This window comes from Bacillus sp. FSL L8-0152 (genome assembly GCF_038006365.1).
Lineage (GTDB): Bacteria > Bacillota > Bacilli > Bacillales > Bacillaceae_G > Bacillus_A > Bacillus_A cereus.
Genome location: NZ_JBBOVB010000001.1, coordinates 1,032,040 through 1,053,699 on the forward strand (window position 1 = coordinate 1,032,040; position 21,660 = coordinate 1,053,699).

The window sequence follows — 21,660 nt, forward strand, 5'->3', positions numbered from 1 at the left end:
TAAAAAGCCTTTAACTTGTTATAGTTAAAGGCTTTTATCATCATGATTTTTACTTACCAATTACCCACTCTAACATCCGCTTTCAACCACTTCATCCAATCCAAATCCGCTACCTTAAGCAAACTGAGCGAAACACCTTTCATATCTAAAGAAGTCAACAGCGTACCAACCTTTACGAATGTCACTTGCAATCCTTCAAGTTCAGACAAACGGCGAATGTCGTTTGCGAAAATGTATTGTTCCATTAATGGAGTTGCGCCGAGTCCATTAATAAGGATAGCGAAGTTGTCACCTTTTCTCCAGCGATAAATGCTTTTTAGTTTGTTCATTAGTTCGATCGCTAATATTTCAGAAGAGGATAGTGCTTCTTTGCGGTAACCTTTTTCGCCGTGAATACCGACGCCGTAAAAGACTTCATCTTCGGTTAATGTGAAGGAAGCTTTTCCTTTCACTGGATCGTTTGCAGGTGAAAGAGCAACTCCTAATGTGTGTAAGTTTTCTGTAACAGAACGGCCAATTGTTGTTAGTTCTTCTAAAGAGTGACCTTCAAGAGCGGCCGCACCAAGTATTTTTTGAACGAAAACAGTGCCAGCTACGCCGCGTCTTCTTTTATTAAAAGAAGCATCATCTTCAATTGAAACATCGTCATTTACGATGATATGGTCAACTTTTCTTCCTTCTTCTTGAGCAATTTGCTTTGCTGCTAGAAAGTTTTCTACGTCATCTTTAAAGTTTTTGATGATGAATAGTATACTTTTATCTTTTGGTATGAGGCGAGTTGCCGCTACAATTTGTTCCACTGTAGGCGGAGTGAAAATATTGCCGTTTACTGCCGCTGTAAGCATACCTTTTCCTACATAACCAATATCAGCAGGTTCATGTCCGCTACCACCGCCGCTTACAATAGCGACGTCTTGCTTCATTTTTTCGATATCTTTTACATAAATGATGTTATTTGTTTCATCGTAATTTACTTTGTCGTTATGTTCAAAATAAAAGCCATGCAGCATATCTTGAACGATATTTTGTACATCATTCATAATCTTTTTCATTGCTTTTGCCACCCTTTAATTACTTTGCTGATTGCTCAAGTAATAGTAGTAATTGATTGTTTATCATATTTTTCATAAGAGAAGACATAACGGATGGATCTACTTCGCACTTGCTTTCAATCCAATCTTTTATCGTTCCAACGAAGCCGTGACTATAAAAGGAGGCAATCGTATTTTTAGTCTCATCAGAAAGGCTGAATCCACAGCTCACAGATAATTCATCAATAATCTTCATATATAAGTTTTTCGTATGCTCAAATAAATAGTGATTAAACGAGTTTTGCTCAATGACTTTAAAAGCATTTCGGTAAAATTTTTGATTTTCATAAAAGTAATCAAATAATAAATCGAAAATGTTTTCCCACGTTTCATAGTCAAGAAAATCGATAATGTTTTCCTTCGTTTCTTCTCTATAAATCCAGCTTAATAGTTCAAATTTATCTTTAAAATGATAATAAAAAGTTTGCCTACGCATTTGACAGTGTAACATAATATCGCTCACTGATATTTTATGAAACGACTCTGTTTCCATTAAATACTTCAATGAGTTCGCGATTATCTTTTTAGAAATTATAGAAGAGGTCATCTGAATCATCCCTAGAATGTTATTAATATAAAAATCCTATCTATAAATGAGAGCGGTGTCTTTAGACAGATTGTCCATTTTGTCCGTTTACTATAAAACGCTTTCATTTTAACATGAGTAGTAAGAAGAAGATTTCAAATATATCACAATATATTAAAGGAATTGAGGGAGAACTACAATGAAAAAGATTATAAACAAACCAGAAACATTAGTAATGGAAATGTGTAACGGAATGGTTATGGCTCACCCAGAGCTTGAGCTTTTGAAAAAACATAAAGTAATTAAGAAGAAAGAAATGAACGAAAATAAAGTAACGTTAATTAGCGGCGGCGGTAGTGGTCATGAGCCGGCACATGCAGGATTAGTCGGAAAAGGAATGTTAGATGCGGCAGTGTGCGGAGATGTGTTTGCGTCACCTTCACAAATTCAGGTATATCAAGCAATTAAAGAAACAGCTAGTAAAAAAGGTACGTTATTAATTATTAAAAATTATAGCGGCGATATTATGAATTTCAAAAACGGTGCGCATTTAGCGACGGAAGATGGAATTGAAGTCGACTACGTAAAAGTGGACGATGATATTGCGGTAGAAGATAGCCTATATACAGTAGGACGCCGCGGCGTTGCGGGAGTTATTTTAGTTCATAAAATTGCCGGCGCAGCAGCGGAAGCAGGTATGGATTTAGGAGCGGTGAAAGCTGTAGCAGAAAAAGCAGCGGCTAACGTGCGCACAATCGGTTTAGCGTTAACGTCTTGTACAGTTCCAGCGAGCGGATCACCTACTTTCACACTTGCGGAAGATGAAATGGAATACGGCGTAGGTATTCACGGCGAACCAGGAATTAAGCGTGAAAAAATGCTGTCGGCTGATGAATTAGCTAACCGTATGACAAATGATTTAATGAAAGATTTAGGAGTAAAAGATGGCGAGGAAATCGCACTTCTAGTTAACGGTTTTGGCGGAACACCACTGCAAGAACTTTACTTATTTAACAACGCCGTTACGAGAGAACTAGCAGCTAGAAACATTAAAATTAATAGAGTATTCGTCGGTAACTATATGACAAGTATTGATATGGCTGGTATGTCTTTAACGGTAATGAAGTTAGATGAAGAGCTAAAAACATTACTATCTAAAGAATGTAATACACCTGCGTTTAAAGTAGATGGACCAGTTGAAAGTGTAGAGTACGTGAATGTACTTGAAGAGGCAGAAGAGAAGGAAGTTTCATTTGAAATAGAAACAGCGGAAGAGCACGCTGTTATTAAAAATAATGTCATTACATTAAACAACATGATTTATCTCGTTGATAAAATGAGCGATATTATTATTAAAAATGAAGTACCGTTTTGTGAGTTAGATACACATGCAGGTGACGGCGACTTCGGAATGAGTGTTGCAAAAGGATTTAAGCAATTAAAACGTGAGTGGCATTCGATTGTAGAACAAGAAAATGTAACGATTGGATCATTCCTTGACGGTTGTTCGATGATTATTATGGAACATTGCGGCGGCGCTTCTGGTCCAATTTGGGGCGGAGCATTCCGCGCAGCTAGTAAAGCAGCAGGCGAGAAGCGTGAGTTAACAGTGAAAGAATTTGCTGAAATGTTGCAAGCAGCACTGCAAGGCATACAATCTATCGGTGAAAGATCATTCGGCAGAGGAGCGGTAGTTGGTGACAAAACATTAGTTGACGGACTTGCTCCATGTGTAGATTCTTGGTTAGATAGCGCCTCAAACGAAGTAGACGTAAAAACTGCCTTTGAAAAAGGTGCAGAAGCAGCCGTTAAAGGCGCAGAGTACACGAAAGAAATCGTAGCTCGCATGGGCCGCGCCGGTACAGTTGGTGAAAGAAGCTTAGGCTATCCAGATGCAGGTGCACATGCACTTGGAGTTATCTTTACGGAGATTGCGGGTAGTTTGAAATAATAATTAGAAAGTCCCTCTGCCTTAAGGTGGAGGGATTTTTATATAGTTGATATGTAGAAGACTTCTTTCGGTTCTTTCTCAGTAAAATATGAGTTTGTTACTGTTTTTGATAAAATCTTATTTCAAAAATACAACTAATATTTCTCAACATTAATATATTGAAAATAGTTAGAATATTTAAGATAATCATTTGTGAAGAAGTAAATTATAAAAAAAGGGGGAATTTATTTTGTTACGTCGTTTATCTATTTGTACAGTACTAACAGCTTTTATATTTACTTTATTTACATTTAACGGCTCTGCTTTCGCGGCTACGAATGCTACTGAAAATGAAAATGTAGTAGCAGCTTGTGCAAAGGGAGGTACGGTAGGTGTATATGGTGCAAAGATGCGCAGTGGTTATACTGTCGATTCACCTGTCTTACATACATTTAATGATGGTACGAAAATTACTGGAACATGGGTAACTGGTGAATATGTTCAAGGTCATTACAGTAATTCTAAACAGTGGTTAAAAGTTACATATAAAGGGATGACAGGTTATGTATCCCATACAACATTATATAACGTTTGCTCATAAAACTATGTACCATAATAGCTTTGGATATATTGAGCTAATCTCTTCTAGAGATTAGTTCTTTTTTATCTCTTAGTTTTTAATGGGGCATTTTTTGAAAAAGACCATCGATTCATTAAATCGATGGTCTTACGTTTATATAGTATTCATTTGTATCTATATCAAATTTTTCATTGCTTTTTGCTTATTTTAGACTTAGTTTGTTTGTGATTGCAGCTTATCAATTTTCCAGTATGTTTGTAGAGGGTCTAAAGAGCTTTCAATATAAAACATATATTCATCTGCGGTACGTGGTACTTCAAAAGCTATTTTCAATTCTACCGTTTCATTTGGTTTAACTTGTATATCAGAAGGGTTTTGATCAAGTACCTTTCCTTTATAGATCTTTCCGTCTTTTTCATCTTTTAAGTTATATTTTAATTCTGATAGTCCAATCGTTTGCCCTCGTACATTTTTTACAGAGACATTAACAATGGCGGAATCGTTGCTAGCATTTAAATATGCACTTTGAACAGCGGCCAAGTAATAGCCTCCCTTAACACTCTCGCCAACTAATAAAATACCTTGTTCCAAGCGGCTCATCTCTTCTTTTTCTTCAAAATTTATTAATTCTTCATTTTCATTTTTTGCGGTTGGTTCTTCTATTGGACCATTTTCAACGGCACTATCTGTTTTATCTTGTGTGCAAGCAGCCGTAACACTGACTAATACTAGAATGAAAGTAAGTAATATAGATAATTTTCTCATAAAATTTATCTGTCTCCTTAAGTTTCTCAATTTTGTGCAGCTATACATATAAGATTAACATAATGTCTCATTATTGGCTCAAAATAGGGGGTCTTTTAGACAACTTATTCTTTTTACTTTTAATATACATTCGATTGGTTCTCGCGATATTTGTTAATCTTTTAAAACATTGGCTTAGTAATACCGAGGGTTATTATAGATATATTAATCATGTAATTTGTCCATATCAAAATGAACGTTTTTTGCATCTAATATATTGTAAATATATTTTATTTTGAAAGGATGTGATTATATGGCCCATAAATCTACTGGAGTGTTCCGAGTTCCAGTCTCTGAAAATGGGATTATTCCAACTGCTCTCAACATTATGCTAAACAATGATTCGCGTTGCCATACTAGTAATGTGACGGTAACTGTTAAGAGAAGTCGAAACATTTTTTTCCCAACTCAAAATGAATTAGTTGAAATCTCTCGTACTTTTGTTTCTTTAGAACCAAACAGAACAACTAAGATTGTGTTATTTACTCCAGAATTCCAAATAGAAGATTTTCTTGATGTCATCATTAGTGGAAATAAAGAGGATGTTAAGGATGTTCTTGTATATTCTTTCTTAGCAGATTCAGTAGGTCATAATCTGCCATCTACTGTTTTCAGAAATGCAGAATACACTTTTGCTTGCTGACACCGTGATGATGTATTCTTTACTGTCGTATATCTGAATTGAATGTTGCAAGTAGCACTTCAGGGCATATAATCTATCGTTGAAAGATCATTCGGCAGAGGAGCGGTAGTTGGTGAAAGAAGTTTAGGATATCCAGATGCAGGTGCACATACGCTTTGGGTTATCTTTACGGAAATTTTAGGTAGTTTGAAATAGAAATTAAAAGATCCCTTCTACCTTAAGGTGGAGGGGGTTTCTTAATATTGTTTTTTGATATATATTGCTAAATATGTTCCAATAATTCATTCTATTGTATTGAGAATAATGTCATCTACATCAAAAAAACGGCTTATAAAAGGAACTAGTATTTGAAGGAGTTCCACCTCAAACGTACTCCTATGCATATAGGTATGTTTGAGGTGGATTTATTAACGAATTTTATATATAGCATGAATGAAAATGGGATAAATAAAACAATGTTTCCTATTATGTTTTTAAGAATTAATTGAACAGCTCCTTGTAAAAATAAAGAAAAGACACCAAAAGGTGCCTTCCGCCGACTTAAATTATTTTAATATTATCGATCTAAGTTTAAAAGCTATAAGGATTTTTTCTGTGGGATTTGTAAGTAGTTTTTACGAAATTATGAGTTTTTTTTATTTTGTATTTCAGTAAGTTGATCTGGTAGCGTTTTTGTATAATATTCTTTTTCTGTTAGTTCAAATATAAACAATGCTTTTTTCCAGTTATAAATAACATCTTCTACATTATGTTGTTTAATTTTTAATAAATACTGACCTTTTAAATAGAATAGTTCACCTAATAGGTATAAAGTATTTAGATTAATTGCTAATTTGATGCCCTTATCAAGGTATTTTATTGCCTCTTCATGTTGATATGTGAAGTCTAAACATTTTGCTAAATTTAACATGATTTTTAATTTAATTTCTTTATCTCTAGGAAAATCTAACTTATTAAAATTAGTTAAACATCTTTTTAATATATTAATACTTTTTTCATATTCTTTATTTTCCGCATAAAATATAGCCATTGTTTGCATAATATCTATTTCTCTTTCTGATAAAAAATCAGAATTAGTTAAAGTCAGTTTTAATGCATTATTTAAAAAATCTAAAGCAGTTTTTAATGATTTATCCACCATAAATATAGCAATTGCTTCATGCCATATTAGAAATTGTTTCTCTTCTTTTGTTTGAAAATTATTTAAGTTTTTCTCTTTTTTCACTATTTCATAAAGTTCTTTATATTGTTTTTGCTTTAAGCAATCTTTTATTACGTATTTTACATTTTCTACATATTTTAATCTTTTATTTTGAGTTAGTGCAAATATGTTATTCGGATCAATACCAAGTCTTTCTGATAATTGATATAACAATATACTAGATGGATAAATCATACCTTTTTCAATCTTGCTAATTTGACTTTGTGAACATATTCCATGACATAATTCGGATTGTGATATATTTTTTTTAATTCTAAGTTCTTTAATGGTAATACCCAAATCGTTAAATTCCATTTTTCCACCTACTATTTAGCACTTTATTAATATAAGAACATTCTCTAACCTTAATGTAATGTAAAATTAATATAGTTGCAATTATTGTTTTAAAGGGCTTATCGTTTCTATAAGATGGTGAGATTTTTTTATGTACAAAAAAAGACACCAAAAGTTCCTTTCGCCGACTTGAACCACATTCATTTAATATAAACTTATCTGTATTTTTACATGCTTTTCTAATCCCTCTATTATCCATTTGATAAAATAAAATCCTAATATTACCAATAATTAAATAAATATTTCTACATATTCAAGATATTTACATAAATTACAAAAGTGATACATTTAAGTTGTAAGCTATAAAAATTATTAAAGGGGGATTTATTATGTTCAGGAAATTAGTAGTAGGAGCAGTAGCAACAGGTATTGCATTAACAGGGGGAATTGGTGCAGCTTCAGCTGATACGCAAAAAGCTGTGAGCTCTCCGAAGCAAGCAACATGCTCAATTCCTTATGAGTATTCTAATGGTAAATTCAAAAGAACTCTTTATTACTCAAATGGAGTATATGCTAATAGCTTTAATGAAAATGTTTGTGGCGGGACGATTACGTGGTACTTAAAACATGTTCAAAATGGAGTTGCTTTTTACGAAGGTAATTTAAAATAGTAGATTTTTTGAACCTCATTTATTGAGGTTCTTTTATTTTTAGTTTTTAAACTGATTCTCTATAAAAAAGACACCCTAAGGTGCCTTTTTGCGATTTGATCCATTGTAATATGGTATTGAATGCCAGTCCGATTATTATTTTACCATGTTAAGTAGTTTCGGTTATTGAGAAAAAATACAACTCATTGTTTGAATGCAAAAAAGCCCTAGGGGGACTAGGACTTTTTGCTAGAATGAATAAGATTTAAAAAAGGACTTATATAACGTAACATATAAATGTTTCGTAAATGTATCAAAAAAGTGAACAAAAGCGTTAATTTTAATAAAAAAAGCTCCGCGATAAAAGCTGCGGAGCTTCATAAGGTCGAGTTATGTCGTACTCACAAGGGATTTTAACATGAATGTTGTGGTAAAAATACTGGTAAATTTATCCCATAAAACTCCCGCTGATTAGAGTTTCACTTCATTCGAAGGAATTTATGTTTTATAAATTAGATTATAATAGTTGATATTCTCCATATTGACCAGAAAAGAACTAAAAATTCTAGTGAAATTCCAAGTGTTCGTTTCCTAGTTTTTTGAAATTCTTTTATTAAATAGCCAACAGCACTAATTGCTATAAGAATGAAAAGAATAAGTTCGAGTGTAACTGGCATTTTATCTACCCCTAATACATTAATTTGTTATATAGAGATTATAAGATATTTTTACGGCTAGTGGTGAAAAATTTTATAAAACTATCTCTAATGGAGTTTTGTTTGAACTTCTAAAAGTATTTGTGAAAACCATTGTACGTAAAATTTCTGCGTATGTTTTTAGGAAACAAATTTTAGAAAAAGATAACAAAAACCCCACTCCTCGTCGCCGGCGGAAGCAAAAGGGTGGGTTTCGTAAAAAATAAATGAGTCCTAATGGATATAATGTACAAAAGAAAAGAGGCTTTCTTATGAAAGGATAGACTTTCATGTGTCATCACTATTAATAATGATGTGTTATTTTTATATAGAAACGAATAAGGAACAGAACAAGTTATAGTTTAAAGGGATAAAATGGTGGGATTGTATTGAGAAATTTTTTTGAAACAACAATATTCAGAAAATTAAAAGTTTTGCTGGAAGATTTTTGTTATTATGTTAGTAATCTATAGACAAAGGAGAAGGGGCTATATGAGTGTACATGTAATAAAAAAGGAAGAAATCAATTTACTTTTACATGAGTGGTATAGAGAAATTCGTTCACAGAATTTCTCTAAGGCAAAGGAATTAAAACAAAGTATTGATACAAAAGTTAATAGTATGGAAGAAGATCGAAAGAATACAGAGTTTTATTCACTTGTAGATTTTAGATTTAAAATGTTAAGTGCAGAGTTTTATCCCCATCAATCTGACATATCTAAGAATGATCTAAGAAAAATGAAGTTAGATGAAGCTCCATCAGATGAATCTTTATTATATTATTACCATTTCTTTAAGGCTTCTCATGCTACAGTAAACGGTGATTTTAAAGTGGCTGAAAAGCATTATGGAATAGCAGAATCTTTGTTGGGAAATATTCAGGATCCAATTGAAAAAGCAGAATTTAACTTTAAGCTATCAAGCTATTATTATCACGTTTGCCAGCCTATTTTAGTAATTCAATATGCAACTAGAGCAAGGAATACATTTGAAGGGCTGTACGGGTATAGCAGGAAGGTGGCAGCATGTGACAATGTTCTGGGTTTAGCATGTGTAAAGCTAAATGAATTTGAACAAGCAGAAGTTTATTTCATGTCGTCTCTGGATATTTTGAAAAAGCAGAATGAAGAGGAGCTAATGTTACGAGTTCGACATAGTTTAGGGGTTATGTATGCAGAGCAAAACCTATCTGATTTAGCACTTCGTTACTTATCAGAAGTATCACAAAAAATTCCGAATCACTTTAGAGCGATTTTTTTGGAAGCTAGAGAGAATTTAAAGTTAGGAAAGACAAAGCTTGCAGCGTCCTTAATTGAAAAAGGATTAATAATTTGTAATGAACTGGAACAAAAAGAATATGAACATCATTTTACAATTCTAAAAGAAATGAATGAGAATGTTTCTGCTGAAGAATTAGAGTTAGCCATTTCTAAAGGAATTTCTTTCTTTAATGAAGTAGGTTTATGGCAATATGTCCAGGAATATGCTGAAAAATTAGCGGTTAAATATCATGAAGAAGGAAATTCAATAAAATCTAGTGAATACTTCTATTTAGGATATAAAGAAAAAGAAAAAGGTTTTCAGAAAGGGGCTTTAAAATGAAAAGGATCATCAGCAGTTCAATTGGATTAATAATTACGGTCATACTATTAAATGGAGTAAATGTTTCAACGGACCAATCAGAGGTCAATACAACAAGTGTTATACAATATACGCATGGAGAGCCGTGGGGTTGAAGAAATATTGAAGTATAAAGAGTTGTTATATCAAAGGATTATTACCGAAGAAGAGTTCTAAGTGAAGAAAAAGTAATTATTAGGTATATAGATGAAACGCTCAAATGAGCGTTTTTTTATTTGTATATTCGCAAGTAAAATAACATAATATTACTATGAATCCTTATAACAATATGAATTTTTGCATATTTTAAAATTCAATATATCCATCAAAAACTTTTAATTGTATAATATATTTTGTCATATTTTTAGATTTTTCGACATAAACCAACAAAAATAGAGAATGTATTGGGAGAAGACATTATGTATACAAAACTATTAAAATCAATTACATCATTATCACTTATTGGTGGTGCGTTGTTATATACAAATGGTAGCGATGTAAAAGCTGCTGAAGTGGGTGTTTTTTCTGATGTGCCGACATCACATTGGTCATATCCTGCGATTAAAGATTTAGCGAGTAAAAATATTATTTCCGGTTATGGAAATGGGATATTTGGTTTTGGAGATGTTGCGACAAGGGAGCAAGTTGCGGCTTTAATTTATCGAGTGTTAGTACCGAATAAACAAGGCGGTTCGTTTAGTAATGATGGAACTCGTTACGTATTAAAGGATGGGTCTACGTTTAAAAATCCTTACGGTGATATTAATCAAAGTTCTACAATGTTTCCAGAAGAGGTATTAACTTTAACGAATTTAGGAGTTTTTAAAGGTGATGAAAATGGCCAATTTAGACCGAAAGCTTCTGTGAGTCGTGCGGAAATGGCACAAATTCTTACAAATGCTTTCCATCTTGCGGCAAAACAAAAACATACCTTTAAGGATGTTCCAAATCCATTTTGGGCAGAAAACGCAATTAGTGCAGTGCAGTCAAATGAAATCGCAGATGGCACAGGGAACGGGAATTTTGAACCGTATGGCACAGTAACACGTGAACAGTATGCGCAGTTTTTATATAAAACTTTGAAGTATAAAAATGCTGATGTGAAAGACACAGGAGATGCGGCATTATTAACAGCTTTTAAAGAGGAAGTACAAAAGCGTATTAATACATACGAGACAAATATTACACTTCCATATAAAACGAAAAACAATAATACAAACGAAGTGATGAATACACTTTTTAACGCATATAAAGAAGTTGCAAGTAAAAATGAGTATACAAATAATAATAGATCGAATGTTTCATATGGACTTTCTGGATCACCTGGAAATTATACATTTACACTTAAGATTACATATCGTGAAACGAAAGAACAGACGGAATATGTCATGAAACAAGCGAAAGCAATCGTTTCTTCTATTACTCAAGTTGGAATGGATGATCACGAAAAAGTGAAGGCGATTCATGATTACGTAGTAAAACATGTTTCTTATGATACGTCTTATAAAGCTTACACAGCATATGAAGCACTAGTAAATCGTTCTGCGGTTTGCCAAGGTTACGCACTATTAACTTATCAATTATTAAAAGAAGCAGGAATTGAAAATCATTTCGTGACAGGAACTGGGGACGGACAACCTCATGCTTGGAATTTAGTGAAAATCGAAAACAAATGGTATCACCTGGATACAACATTCGATGATCCGGTTCCAGATGAACAGGGCCGCGTAACGTATTCGTATTTCAATTTATCAGATGAACAAATCGCAAGAAATCATGAGTGGAACCGCGGAGACTATCCGCAAGCTACAACAAATTATTATAGTACACTGACAAACAAAATTGCGGCAGGTAGTACGAAAACGCCTGCATATCAGCAAATATTAAAAGATACAAAGTTAAACTATTTAGGAAATGAATATATCGTAAACAACTATACTGAATTAAAAAATAAAATGCAGCAGCGCTATAGTGCGAAACCAGAGAAAATTGAAGTGCTGTACAAGCAATCAATGAATGGTGCACTGCAAGATGTGAAAAAGGCAATTGGCGAAATCGATTATCCGCAAGGGGCAAATCGAGTTTCTTATAAAGCGGAGCCTTACAATGCGAAAGAAGGGTATTCTTTAGTGACAATTACGTTTACGTATTAAGAATGAGAAAAAAGCATCTGTTTCAGATGCTTTTTTTTATTATATTGATTCGACAAAATATGACAGGTAAAAACGAATTGGTCTGTTATGATAATTTTTGAAATTTTACATTTTGGAGGATTAATCATGAATAAAAAGAAGATTTTCGCTGCGTTAATAGGAATTGTAGCCTTATTTATAATTATTAATGTAGTTGTTACGAAAGAGAAAACGACATCAACCAGTGAAAAAATGTACTCTGAGAAAGAATATAATAAATTAGTAGATGAACATTTTGAAGAGACGCAAAAGTTGAAAAGTGATATGAGTGTGTTAGAAACTGAAAAAAAATCTCTTGATGAGCAAGTGAAGAAGTTAAAAGATGAGTTAGCGAAAAAAGAGCAACAAGTAGCGCAGCAGCCGGTTCAACAAGAACAACCAAAGCAAGAACCACAACAACCAGCACCAGCGCAACAGCCGGAAAAGAAAGAAGAGCCAAAACCGGAACAACCTACTGGAGCATTCGAAAACCCTATGAAAAGCATAAACAAAACAGATGCAATGAATAAAGTAAAAGAAAAGGCGAAGCAAGACTTCCAAGATGACTATATGACACAAAATTTTGTTGCGGAGGAACAATCAAAAGCATTTGATTTCTTAAACAGTATTGAAATTAAATCACAAGAAGAATTAAATGTAATGAAGAATGCATTGAAAGATTTTTCTAACGACTTTATGACCGCGAAGTTTGTTTATGAAGAGCAAATGAAGGCGAAGAATAAGCAAGGATAAAACAAAAACGCTATCTTTTAAAAAGGTAGCGTTTTTGTTTTGGGTTATAAAGTTATTCCTACATTTGACATATACAGTCTGACTGTATAAAATGAAACTATTCAGTTGAACTATACAGTTTAGCTATATACTTATCGTTACATTGGAGGTCTTTATGAATAGAGATAAAAATTTACCATTAACGGAAACAACGTATTACGTTCTTTTAGCTTTGTTAGAGCCAGCTCATGGATATTTAATTATGCAAAAGGTGGAGGAACTGAGTAATCATCAAGTGAAAATCGCAGCGGGTACATTGTATGGTGCGGTTGAAAATTTATTAAAACAAGGGTTAATAGAATCGGTAAAAAGCGAAGATAAACGAAGAAAAGTGTATGTCATTACGGAACGCGGGAAAGAAGTATTGCATTTAGACTTTATGAGAATGCAGCACATTATTGCGGTTACAAAAAGTTTATTACACGTATAGTTAGGGGGAAACGATGATGTGGAGATTGAAATTCTTTTTAGACTTTGAGAAAGAGGAAAAATGGTTAGAGGAGATGGCTTGGAAAGGCTATCAACTAGAAAGCAATACATTTGGTTATACATTTAGATATACAGAACCGGAAGATGCGACGATTAAAATAGACCATAGAGTATTTAGTAGAAAAAGTGATTTTATTAATTACTGCACATTATTTGAAGATAGTGGCTGGGAGCATATAGCTGGTAATAGGTGGTCAGGTACGCAATATTTTAAAAAGGTAGATGAAGAAAGTGAAGATGACATTTTTTCAGATCCAATGTCACGAGCAGGGAAGTATAAGCGTCTATCTAAAACATTTTTAGAATTAGCGATCTGTTATTTGCCGATATTATTTTTATTTATGTATAGTAATACAATGAATTTAGGAGCCTTTGTAAATCCGAAAGAACTATACTTGACGCCAGGATTATGGGATAAGCAAGGTGTATCATTTCTATGGTCATTCTTATTTGAAACGCCATTTGCATTAATGAGAGGACTTTTTTTGACATTTATCCCCGTTGTGACATGTATGTATTTCGTTTGCTCGTATAAAGCAAATCGATTGTATGAAGAGAGAAGATGATAGGATGGGGTCTCTTAAAGCTGATGCTTTGAGGGGCTTTTTTGAATTTAAAAATGCAACATCTGGGTTATATTGTAAAATATTTACTTTATAAACATTTGAATGTGATATAATTTTAATAATAATATTACTTAGGAGGATGATCATCATTCATACACTTTTAGGTATTATTGGAGTAATTCTTTTACTAGCTTTTGTTATCCATCCCCGGCGTCCCAGACAAGCGTGTCCCTCTAAAAAATAAACTCGCAGTAATCCTTCCATTGATTGTTATAGCCGGTTTCATTTCCTTTTATATATGATTAAAATAAGAACTTATCAAGTAGAAGTATATATATTTTTCTACCAATGTGTAGTTCCACTAGGAGGTTGCTTATAATGAGATTTCATAAATACACAGTAATGCTTATGTTTCTAGCCATCGGCTCAAGCAATGACTTTTAGGTGTCATCACTGCTATTGTCCTCTTGTTAATCGCTGCATGGACCATACAGACGACCAACATAAATAAATTATTGTATTTCTCAATAAACAAAAATAACTTAACATAGTAAAATAATAGTTGGATAGGAGTCTAATACATATTATTAAAATTAAAGTGGTTCAAGTCGGAGGAAGGCACCTTAGGGTGTCTTTTCTTTATTTTGCTAATGAATAGCTTGTCCTCTTCTATATAACTCTTTAAAATATAAAATGTGCCATCTTTGCCCTTCCCTTATGAAGGGAGGGACAGGAATGAAAAAACGTAAAAAAAAGGCGACCAAAAAGACAGAATCCCAGTCTTTCGTAAGTAATCTAGCATCGTGGACGACAGTACTGAGAAATATTCATTACTTCTTCACGCAAAGCCAGTTTGTAAAACATATAATTCAATTCATCAAAGAACAAATTGGAATGTAAAAAAGTGCTGCTATGATTAGCAACACTCAACTCAAAAACTAAAGTAGATCGAACACTGAGCTGAAAGTACTGACCATACTTTCTTCGCACAAGACCAAAGTGATTTAGAAGCGGCAAAGATGTCAGTGTTCTATCTTCTACTAAGATTATATTTTATTTTGTCCATAATAGACCTATATATACGTTAATAAAAAAAGAAATACCCCAGCGACCAACCGGGGTATTTCATGACCGATAGGAATGAAAAAACTTGGCGACCAAACCTAGCTTTTGTGTTATTCCCATAAAATTTAAAAACTAAGCAACATCTTGTTGCACTTTTATTTTATCATTATCTTTCTCTTATTGGAATACATTAGATTATTTTTTAGATAAGAGTCCAATACATATTATTAAAATTAAAGAGGTTCAAGTCGGAGGAATGAACTTTAGGGTGTCTTTTTTTTCTAAAAGAGAGTTTTGCTTTCAAGAAGATACATTTTCAATGGATTACTGCCATGAGTATATAGATAAAGTCCATCAAGACATGTATGTTCATGAATATGTAAAATTACATAAAATTTCAGAGAAAAAGAGAGTATACTTTCGTATTGTGTAATAAAGATAAAGCCCGCCTACGGAAATAGGTGGGCTTTTTTTACTTATAAAGAAAAGACAACCTGTAAGATGCCTTCCTTCGATTTGAAACATTTTACTAGGTTAAGTATTTGTGATAATAAACTCTTTTAATTGGAATGAACCGGAGTAGTACATCACTTTATTCTTAAGCATCATTCTCAACAAAAGTGAAGATTTTCATTATCTTTTTAACTACAAAGGGTAATAATTTAGAAGCTAAAAATGCAAGTACGAAAGCAATTCCCCATGTTTTCATCCATGATTTGAGAAATAAAGCTGTATATCCAACATTCATTGAAACCATGACGAAAGAGATAATACTAGATATACCTAAAATCATAAAGATATTAAAAATTATTGGTTCGAATTTTTTATTGATTTTCAAAATTAACACCTATTTTCTATATATGCTTTGCTGCCCAATTTCACCAACATCTAATCTTACAGTTTGAAATCTAGGTTGTCCAGTTTGTTTTACTTTTCTGCAATAGCAATATTATATGGAATAGAGTTTCACCATATTGCTATTAAACTAAAATTTTAAGATTGCATCTAAACGAAATTTATAGTATCGAAGTTCATTTTGGAGAGGGATGTAATACTACATCTTACACTTAAACTGCACATTGCGTATTTTTTATGAAGAAAAGACACTCATATAAAAGTGTCTTTTCCGATAGTTTTTTAGCAGAAGCAAGCAGCTCCAACGATGATTAATAAAATAAACAATACAACTAACAAAGCAAATCCTCCAGCGAAGCCACAGCCACCACAACTACCACCAAAGCCCATAACAGTTCCTCCTTTTAACAGGAAGGGAAAACCAAGGGGTCACTCATGTGTTTTAACGGATTCCATTTACTTTATGCTTTTACGAATGAATGGAGCAGGTCCTTTTCAAAATAGATTTATCCCGCTATTTGCCGGGGAGTAAGACCTCGATTGATGAGGGCAGAATAAAGTTGCACTTTATTCTTAGAAGGAATTCAAAGGCAAAATAGGAGAGTCTATATCATTCTTTAAAAGCGAATAAATAAAAAACAAAATATCCAAAAATATAGATAGAAATCCGCTTTTATACCTTTCAATAAAAGAATACTAGCATTATATATTATAAGGAATACTTGTCCTTAATTGTAAATGAAAGGGGGGAATTGGTATGAGTTATGGCTATGGTCACCCTCCAAAAAAATGCTGTGAACATCATAATGAAACTTTATCAACGGGTATATTACGTAGACATTCCGCTACGTTATTTCTTACTGTGGATGCTATGAATGTTGATCCTGACGATACTCGTAGAGTAACTGTTGAAATATTTGATTGGTCATCTGGTTCTCCGGTATTGTTACCATTAATAGACCCTTCAACGCAAACATTGCCACCTAATCGATATGTTACTTTTCGTTCAGCAGCTCTTCCTCCAGCACTTTTTGCTTATGAAGTAAGAATCATTCGTCCGAAAGATAGAGATGTTGTTACGAATGTTTTTGGTCTTAGTGCAATCGTATTTAACCCACAAGAAGGAAATAATGTTTTACAACATGATTTAGCAAAATTAGACCTTAAATAGCTTTTATAAAAGTCTATTTATTGGGCATGAGTAAAAAAAGAGTAGGATGTAATCCTACTCTTTTTTTACGTTAACTAGAATTTTAAAAGAAATCCTTCATCATTTTAGCATCTTTAATATTCACTATCACACCTTCTACCTTATCTTTCTTCTCATTTTTAGCGATTGTAATTTGTTCCTTATTATCAACCCATACAAGAAATTCTTCTTTTGAGTCATCTTTATATGTAACGGTAATAGTAGAATGTGCAGATTCTCTCTTTTTTTGATCTAAAGTGATTGTTTTAGGTGTTCCATTTTGAACTGCTGAAACGATAGATTTTATCATTTCTTCGTTATCTGTTTGAGATTTGGAAGTAGTATGATTTGTTGTTTTTAGTATTTCAATGTCTGAAATATTTGCGGAGTTTAATTGAAAGGTATGTTGTGTGTGTTCTTGCTTAACTTGTGAAGCTTTATCTGTAGCCGAGGTGCTTGTACAACCTATTAAAGTGAAAGATAGAGCGGTTAGAGCGCATATAGATATGATTTTTTTCATAGTATCCCTCCTTGAATTTAATTATAACGATTTTCTGTTAAATTAGGTAGTTATTGTAAGGGGAAGATGTTTTAAAGTGGTAAATGATGTTGTTCATTTTCTATTAAAATTAAAATTCACATAATTTTTTTCATATTTTATGTTTAACATTTCGAAAATAGGTGTACTACATATAATATAACAAATAATTCATTTTAAAGGAGGAAGTTAAAGATGGAAACGAAGTATAGTAAACCTTTTGTATATGAATTTATTACGGAGAAAGAGGTCATGAATGCGGCGAATGATCTAGTGAAGAAAGGAATAGAACAAAAAGATATTTACGTGTTAACACATGAGAAAGAGAGGACAGATAGAATCGCAGATAATGCAGACGTGAACACGATTGGAATAAAAGAGGAAGGACTTGGGACAAGCATTATTAACGTCTTTCAAAAAACAGGAGATCAGTTAAGAAATAAAATGCAAGAGTTAGGGCTTAATGAGGAAGAAGCGAACTTTTATGAAGAAAAGCTGGATGAAGGAAAAATCTTGTTATTCGTTAAGGATTTAGAAAGAGTCGGTGAATGGTTACAAGAAAGAAGATGCATGTATTCTATTTAATTTTGTACCCTTTACATCTATAAATCTATTACGAAAAGGAGATGGGAAATATGAGTGAGAGCGGGCTGAAAGAACAAATTACTGGTAAAGTTGAAAAGAAAAAAGGGCAATTAAAAGAAGGAATTGGTGAAGTTACAGAAGATAGAGAGTTGAAAAATGAAGGGAAGTGGGAGAAGACGAAGGGAACTATAAAAGAAAAAGTCGGAAAAGTGAAACAAAAGATAAGTGATGGATTGGATAATAAAGAATAATACATGTTTATCAAGCTTTGGTTACATACCAAAGCTTGATAAATCCAATATAAAACGAATATAGGAGGTTTAATTGTGGGACTTATTATTACGTGTATTGTAGGTGGACTTATTGGTGCGTTAGCTGGAATGATTACGGGAAAAGACTTTCCTTTAGGTATAGTTGGTAATGTGATTGCTGGTTTGATTGGATCTTGGGTAGGTAGTGCGTTATTTGGTCATTGGGGTCCTGAATGGGGAGGCATTTTTGTTCTTCCAGCGTTATTAGGTGCAATCGTCTTTATTTTAATCGTTACATTCTTCTCTAGAATGCTACGGAAAGCGTAAGTATGATAATGAATAGTAATCTTAAGTTTATTATATATAACTATAAAGTGAATGAACTGATAAATATACATAAAAAAGCATCCAATTAAACTAATTTGGATGCTTTTTTAATGTAATCTGCATAGGAATAAGCGGGAGATGAAGGCCCCCACTCATTGAAATTACACTTTTTATTATGTATTAAACCATCGTTACTTTTTCACAATTATTTATTCTTACGACCTGCCTCGGTTCTATATGAGATAAGTCCTCGCTATTACCTATATCAACTACAATTGTATTTGTTAGTATGTTAATAATGGAACCAACTAACGTTGTAGCATGATCGTGTCGATAAGAAAATTGAACAAAATCTCCCTTTTTAAAGTTGTGCTCTTCCATAGATAGATCCCCCTAAAAATAATGTTTATACATTATACATACACAAATTTATAAGGTTTAAACATTCGGTAGTATTTTTTAAGTGTTAAGCCGAGAAAGGTGTAGAAAATTTATTTATAATGAAAATAAAAAAATATGTTTAAACCTAATTTTTATGGGTAATTAAATAGTAAAAGTTTGAGATAAGGGGGCGGAAATGATGAATTTGGAAATAAATATTTTGCAAAATGATGTAGGTTATACGGTACAACTTAATGGTGAGATTGATGCGTATACGGCATCAGATTTAAAAAATAAGGTAATGCCTATTACAAGCGAAAAAGAGGTTCATATTGTAGTAGATTTTCATAACGTAGATTATATGGATAGTACTGGTTTAGGTGTTTTTATAGCGCTATTAAAAGCAGTTAAGAAAAATGATGGAAAACTAGAGTTTATCGATGTATCTAAAAGATTAAAAAGATTATTCGATATTACAGGGTTAACAGAAATATTAAATTTGAATTCCGATTTTGAAAAAGTAGAAAGAAGGTGACTAGGGATGATGGAGAGATTTGAAAAGATAGAAATGAAAATTCCTGCAAAGGCAGAATATGTGGCTATTATTCGTTTAACAATGGCTGGTGTTGCGAATCGAATGGGCTTTGCTTATGACGATATAGAAGATATGAAAATTGCTATTAGTGAAGCATGTACAAACATTGTACAACATGCATACAAAGAAGACGTTGGAGAAATTACAATTGTCTTTGGCTTATATGAAGATCGATTAGAAATTATGGTTGCGGATAATGGGGTTAGCTTTGATTTTAATAGCTTAAAAAGGAAAGTTGGTCCGTATGATATTAGTAAACCAGTAGAACATTTGCCGGAAAATGGTTTAGGTTTATATTTAATCAATACGTTAATGGATGATATACAAATTATGCATGATGAGGGAATGACAGTTTTAATGACAAAATATATACAAAGAGAGCAGGTGGAGAATGATGGAAATCCAATCTCAACCTACAACTCTTACTAAAGAAGACGTTATTAAGCTAATTGCAGAATTCCAACAAAACCAATGTAATGAAGCGCAGGAAAGGTTAGTTGATCATTATAAAAATCTCGTATATTCCATTGCATATCGCTATTCAAAAGGCGGGCCGATGCATGAGGATATTATACAAGTAGGGATGTTAGGGCTCTTAGGTGCAATAAGAAGGTATGATTATTCGATAGGGAATGCTTTTGAGCCTTTTGCAATACCTACGATAGTAGGGGAAATAAAGAAGTATTTACGCGATAAAACTTGGGGCATTCACGTTCCAAGACGAATTAAAGATTTGGGCGGGAAAATTAAACTTGCGATAGAGGAGTTAACAGATCACCTGCAACGTTCACCGAAGATAATAGAAATTGCAAATCATTTAGGACTATCGGAAGAGGAAGTTCTAGAGATTATGGATGCGAAAAATAATTATCGAGTATCTTCCTTAGATGATGTAGTTGAAAATTCATCTGATGGAAGTTCGGTAGCGAGAATTGAATCTGTAGGTGAAGTAGAGCAAGGATATGAAGAGACAGAAAGGCGTCTCGTTTTAAAGGATATTTTTAACGTATTAAATGATACGGAAAAGAGTGTTATTCATTATATATTTGGAGAAAATTTAAATCAAAAAGATACAGGGGAACGGTTAGGTATTTCACAAATGCACGTTTCTCGTATTAAAAGACAAGCGATAAGTAAATTGAAGCAAGCCGCATTTTTAGATACATAAAAATTTAAAATAATTATGTTTAAAACATGAGAAAAGGGGTACTTATTAAGTATAGGAGGAGATATGAAAATGTCACACGATGTGAAAGAACTAATCGAAGGATTGAATGAAGATTTAGCAGGAGAATACTCAGCAATTATTATGTATAACCATAATGCAGCTACAGTTTCTGGTATATATAGACAAGTGTTAAAACCTTTCTTTGAATCTGAAATTAGTGATGAACAAGGACATGCCCTATATTTAGCGGAGAAAATTAAGACGCTAGGTGGTACACCTACTACGATCCCTTTACCAGTGAAACAAGTAGAAGATGTTAGAGAAATGTTAGAATCCGCTAGACAATCAGAATATGAAACAATTAAGCGTTATGAAACGAGAAAAGAACAGGCAGCGAAATTAAATATGACAGAGTTAGTTGTAAAACTAGAAGATATGATTGCAGATGAAACAAATCATATGGAAGAATTAGATCGTCTTTTAAATGATAAAGCAATGGTTTTAAATTAAAAGTAGAAATTTATAGAGTGAAAGAACAAATTCCTATTTCTAGGGGTTTGTTCTTTTGTTGTATAAATATGTTTGAGTAAGAAATTTTCATTTTGTAACTGAGTATGTAATACTAGAAAAATAGAAAATGATAATAGATTTACA

The 21,660-nt window shown here is 32.8% G+C and carries 29 protein-coding genes; 20 read left to right on the forward strand and 9 right to left on the reverse strand.

The window, feature by feature from the left end; genetic code table 11:
• Positions 1–53 precede the first annotated feature (53 nt).
• On the reverse strand, positions 54–1,052 hold the full coding sequence (dhaQ, locus tag MHH27_RS05310; protein WP_098256867.1) for a DhaKLM operon coactivator DhaQ: 999 nt from the start codon (positions 1,050–1,052) through the stop codon (positions 54–56).
• A gap of 19 nt (positions 1,053–1,071) precedes the next feature.
• Positions 1,072–1,638, reverse strand: coding sequence for a dihydroxyacetone kinase transcriptional activator DhaS (dhaS, locus tag MHH27_RS05315; RefSeq protein WP_078385069.1), 567 nt, complete (start codon positions 1,636–1,638; stop codon positions 1,072–1,074).
• Between the two features lie 178 nt (positions 1,639–1,816).
• Between dhaS and dhaK the strand changes: the two genes are divergently transcribed.
• Together dhaK and MHH27_RS05325 are read left to right on the forward strand one after the other, a co-directional pair.
• Positions 1,817–3,568: a dihydroxyacetone kinase subunit DhaK gene (gene dhaK / locus MHH27_RS05320; RefSeq protein WP_090975698.1), complete on the forward strand. Its 1,752-nt coding sequence runs from the start codon at positions 1,817–1,819 to the stop codon at positions 3,566–3,568.
• Positions 3,569–3,797: 229 nt separating this feature from the next.
• Complete coding sequence (locus MHH27_RS05325; protein ID WP_000946191.1) at positions 3,798–4,148, forward strand: SH3 domain-containing protein; 351 nt, start codon at positions 3,798–3,800, stop codon at positions 4,146–4,148.
• Between the two features lie 192 nt (positions 4,149–4,340).
• Here the strand turns inward: MHH27_RS05325 and MHH27_RS05330 are convergent, their stop codons facing one another.
• Positions 4,341–4,892 (reverse strand): DUF4352 domain-containing protein, encoded by a 552-nt coding sequence (locus tag MHH27_RS05330; protein WP_090975700.1) that lies wholly within the window; start codon positions 4,890–4,892, stop codon positions 4,341–4,343.
• 292 nt (positions 4,893–5,184) lie between these two features.
• On the opposite strand from MHH27_RS05330, the gene MHH27_RS05335 reads away from it, so the two are divergent.
• On the forward strand, positions 5,185–5,574 hold the full coding sequence (locus MHH27_RS05335; protein ID WP_340941842.1) for a hypothetical protein: 390 nt from the start codon (positions 5,185–5,187) through the stop codon (positions 5,572–5,574).
• Positions 5,575–5,649: 75 nt separating this feature from the next.
• Complete coding sequence (locus MHH27_RS05340) at positions 5,650–5,769, forward strand: DAK2 domain-containing protein (RefSeq protein ID WP_255292008.1); 120 nt, start codon at positions 5,650–5,652, stop codon at positions 5,767–5,769.
• Positions 5,770–6,196: 427 nt separating this feature from the next.
• Here MHH27_RS05340 and MHH27_RS05345 read toward each other — a convergent pair whose 3' ends face one another.
• Positions 6,197–7,090, reverse strand: a complete 894-nt coding sequence (locus MHH27_RS05345) for a helix-turn-helix domain-containing protein (protein WP_090975702.1) — start codon at positions 7,088–7,090, stop codon at positions 6,197–6,199.
• A 368-nt stretch (positions 7,091–7,458) separates the two neighbouring features.
• Between MHH27_RS05345 and MHH27_RS05350 the strand changes: the two genes are divergently transcribed.
• Positions 7,459–7,740: an LCI fold-containing protein gene (locus tag MHH27_RS05350; RefSeq protein ID WP_000488870.1), complete on the forward strand. Its 282-nt coding sequence runs from the start codon at positions 7,459–7,461 to the stop codon at positions 7,738–7,740.
• A gap of 491 nt (positions 7,741–8,231) precedes the next feature.
• Here MHH27_RS05350 and MHH27_RS05355 read toward each other — a convergent pair whose 3' ends face one another.
• Positions 8,232–8,396: a hypothetical protein gene (locus tag MHH27_RS05355; RefSeq protein ID WP_001145511.1), complete on the reverse strand. Its 165-nt coding sequence runs from the start codon at positions 8,394–8,396 to the stop codon at positions 8,232–8,234.
• A 510-nt stretch (positions 8,397–8,906) separates the two neighbouring features.
• On the opposite strand from MHH27_RS05355, the gene MHH27_RS05360 reads away from it, so the two are divergent.
• From MHH27_RS05360 to MHH27_RS05390, 7 genes are all read left to right on the forward strand, one after another.
• Complete coding sequence (locus MHH27_RS05360; RefSeq protein WP_016082632.1) at positions 8,907–10,016, forward strand: response regulator aspartate phosphatase; 1,110 nt, start codon at positions 8,907–8,909, stop codon at positions 10,014–10,016.
• Positions 10,013–10,150: a Phr family secreted Rap phosphatase inhibitor gene (locus MHH27_RS05365; protein ID WP_000821342.1), complete on the forward strand. Its 138-nt coding sequence runs from the start codon at positions 10,013–10,015 to the stop codon at positions 10,148–10,150. The genes MHH27_RS05360 and MHH27_RS05365 overlap by 4 nt, the downstream gene beginning before the upstream one ends.
• Positions 10,151–10,453: 303 nt before the next feature.
• Positions 10,454–12,187, forward strand: coding sequence for an S-layer homology domain-containing protein (locus tag MHH27_RS05370; RefSeq protein WP_340941846.1), 1,734 nt, complete (start codon positions 10,454–10,456; stop codon positions 12,185–12,187).
• A 126-nt stretch (positions 12,188–12,313) separates the two neighbouring features.
• Complete coding sequence (locus MHH27_RS05375; protein ID WP_063675046.1) at positions 12,314–12,958, forward strand: hypothetical protein; 645 nt, start codon at positions 12,314–12,316, stop codon at positions 12,956–12,958.
• 154 nt (positions 12,959–13,112) lie between these two features.
• Positions 13,113–13,427 (forward strand): PadR family transcriptional regulator, encoded by a 315-nt coding sequence (locus MHH27_RS05380; protein WP_001078063.1) that lies wholly within the window; start codon positions 13,113–13,115, stop codon positions 13,425–13,427.
• A gap of 13 nt (positions 13,428–13,440) precedes the next feature.
• On the forward strand, positions 13,441–14,052 hold the full coding sequence (locus MHH27_RS05385) for a DUF2812 domain-containing protein (protein WP_002083001.1): 612 nt from the start codon (positions 13,441–13,443) through the stop codon (positions 14,050–14,052).
• Positions 14,053–14,787: 735 nt separating this feature from the next.
• A complete protein-coding gene (locus MHH27_RS05390) occupies positions 14,788–14,952 on the forward strand; it encodes a hypothetical protein (protein ID WP_000746319.1) in 165 nt (54 codons plus the stop codon).
• A 763-nt stretch (positions 14,953–15,715) separates the two neighbouring features.
• On the opposite strand, the gene MHH27_RS05395 is transcribed toward MHH27_RS05390, so the two are convergent.
• Positions 15,716–15,955 (reverse strand): DUF2798 domain-containing protein, encoded by a 240-nt coding sequence (locus MHH27_RS05395; protein ID WP_000700210.1) that lies wholly within the window; start codon positions 15,953–15,955, stop codon positions 15,716–15,718.
• A gap of 299 nt (positions 15,956–16,254) precedes the next feature.
• On the reverse strand, positions 16,255–16,362 hold the full coding sequence (locus MHH27_RS05400; protein ID WP_000505670.1) for a YjcZ family sporulation protein: 108 nt from the start codon (positions 16,360–16,362) through the stop codon (positions 16,255–16,257).
• Positions 16,363–16,729: 367 nt separating this feature from the next.
• On the opposite strand from MHH27_RS05400, the gene MHH27_RS05405 reads away from it, so the two are divergent.
• Positions 16,730–17,143: a hypothetical protein gene (locus MHH27_RS05405; protein WP_340941850.1), complete on the forward strand. Its 414-nt coding sequence runs from the start codon at positions 16,730–16,732 to the stop codon at positions 17,141–17,143.
• An 82-nt stretch (positions 17,144–17,225) separates the two neighbouring features.
• Here MHH27_RS05405 and MHH27_RS05410 read toward each other — a convergent pair whose 3' ends face one another.
• Positions 17,226–17,681 carry a hypothetical protein gene (locus MHH27_RS05410; protein WP_053565104.1) on the reverse strand — a complete coding sequence of 152 codons (456 nt, stop codon included), beginning with the start codon at positions 17,679–17,681 and terminating at the stop codon, positions 17,226–17,228.
• 213 nt (positions 17,682–17,894) lie between these two features.
• On the opposite strand from MHH27_RS05410, the gene MHH27_RS05415 reads away from it, so the two are divergent.
• The 3 genes from MHH27_RS05415 to MHH27_RS05425 all read left to right on the forward strand — a co-directional run bounded on the left by MHH27_RS05415 (position 17,895) and on the right by MHH27_RS05425 (position 18,862).
• Positions 17,895–18,284 (forward strand): general stress protein, encoded by a 390-nt coding sequence (locus MHH27_RS05415; RefSeq protein WP_053565103.1) that lies wholly within the window; start codon positions 17,895–17,897, stop codon positions 18,282–18,284.
• Positions 18,285–18,334: 50 nt separating this feature from the next.
• Positions 18,335–18,535 carry a CsbD family protein gene (locus tag MHH27_RS05420; RefSeq protein WP_053565102.1) on the forward strand — a complete coding sequence of 67 codons (201 nt, stop codon included), beginning with the start codon at positions 18,335–18,337 and terminating at the stop codon, positions 18,533–18,535.
• Between the two features lie 75 nt (positions 18,536–18,610).
• The gene (locus MHH27_RS05425; protein ID WP_000522903.1) at positions 18,611–18,862 is read left to right on the forward strand and encodes a GlsB/YeaQ/YmgE family stress response membrane protein; all 252 of its coding nucleotides are present in this window, start codon (positions 18,611–18,613) and stop codon (positions 18,860–18,862) included.
• Positions 18,863–19,042: 180 nt separating this feature from the next.
• Here the strand turns inward: MHH27_RS05425 and MHH27_RS05430 are convergent, their stop codons facing one another.
• On the reverse strand, positions 19,043–19,243 hold the full coding sequence (locus MHH27_RS05430) for a hypothetical protein (RefSeq protein ID WP_029442044.1): 201 nt from the start codon (positions 19,241–19,243) through the stop codon (positions 19,043–19,045).
• A gap of 196 nt (positions 19,244–19,439) precedes the next feature.
• On the opposite strand from MHH27_RS05430, the gene MHH27_RS05435 reads away from it, so the two are divergent.
• From MHH27_RS05435 to MHH27_RS05450, 4 genes are all read left to right on the forward strand, one after another.
• Positions 19,440–19,778, forward strand: a complete 339-nt coding sequence (locus tag MHH27_RS05435; RefSeq protein ID WP_340941853.1) for an STAS domain-containing protein — start codon at positions 19,440–19,442, stop codon at positions 19,776–19,778.
• Between the two features lie 6 nt (positions 19,779–19,784).
• Positions 19,785–20,267 (forward strand): anti-sigma B factor RsbW, encoded by a 483-nt coding sequence (gene rsbW, locus MHH27_RS05440; RefSeq protein WP_000970583.1) that lies wholly within the window; start codon positions 19,785–19,787, stop codon positions 20,265–20,267.
• Complete coding sequence (gene sigB, locus MHH27_RS05445) at positions 20,230–21,006, forward strand: RNA polymerase sigma factor SigB (RefSeq protein WP_015055091.1); 777 nt, start codon at positions 20,230–20,232, stop codon at positions 21,004–21,006. The genes rsbW and sigB overlap by 38 nt, the downstream gene beginning before the upstream one ends.
• Positions 21,007–21,075: 69 nt before the next feature.
• Positions 21,076–21,516, forward strand: coding sequence for a ferritin-like domain-containing protein (locus tag MHH27_RS05450; protein WP_000017755.1), 441 nt, complete (start codon positions 21,076–21,078; stop codon positions 21,514–21,516).
• The last annotated feature ends 144 nt before the right edge of the window (positions 21,517–21,660 follow it).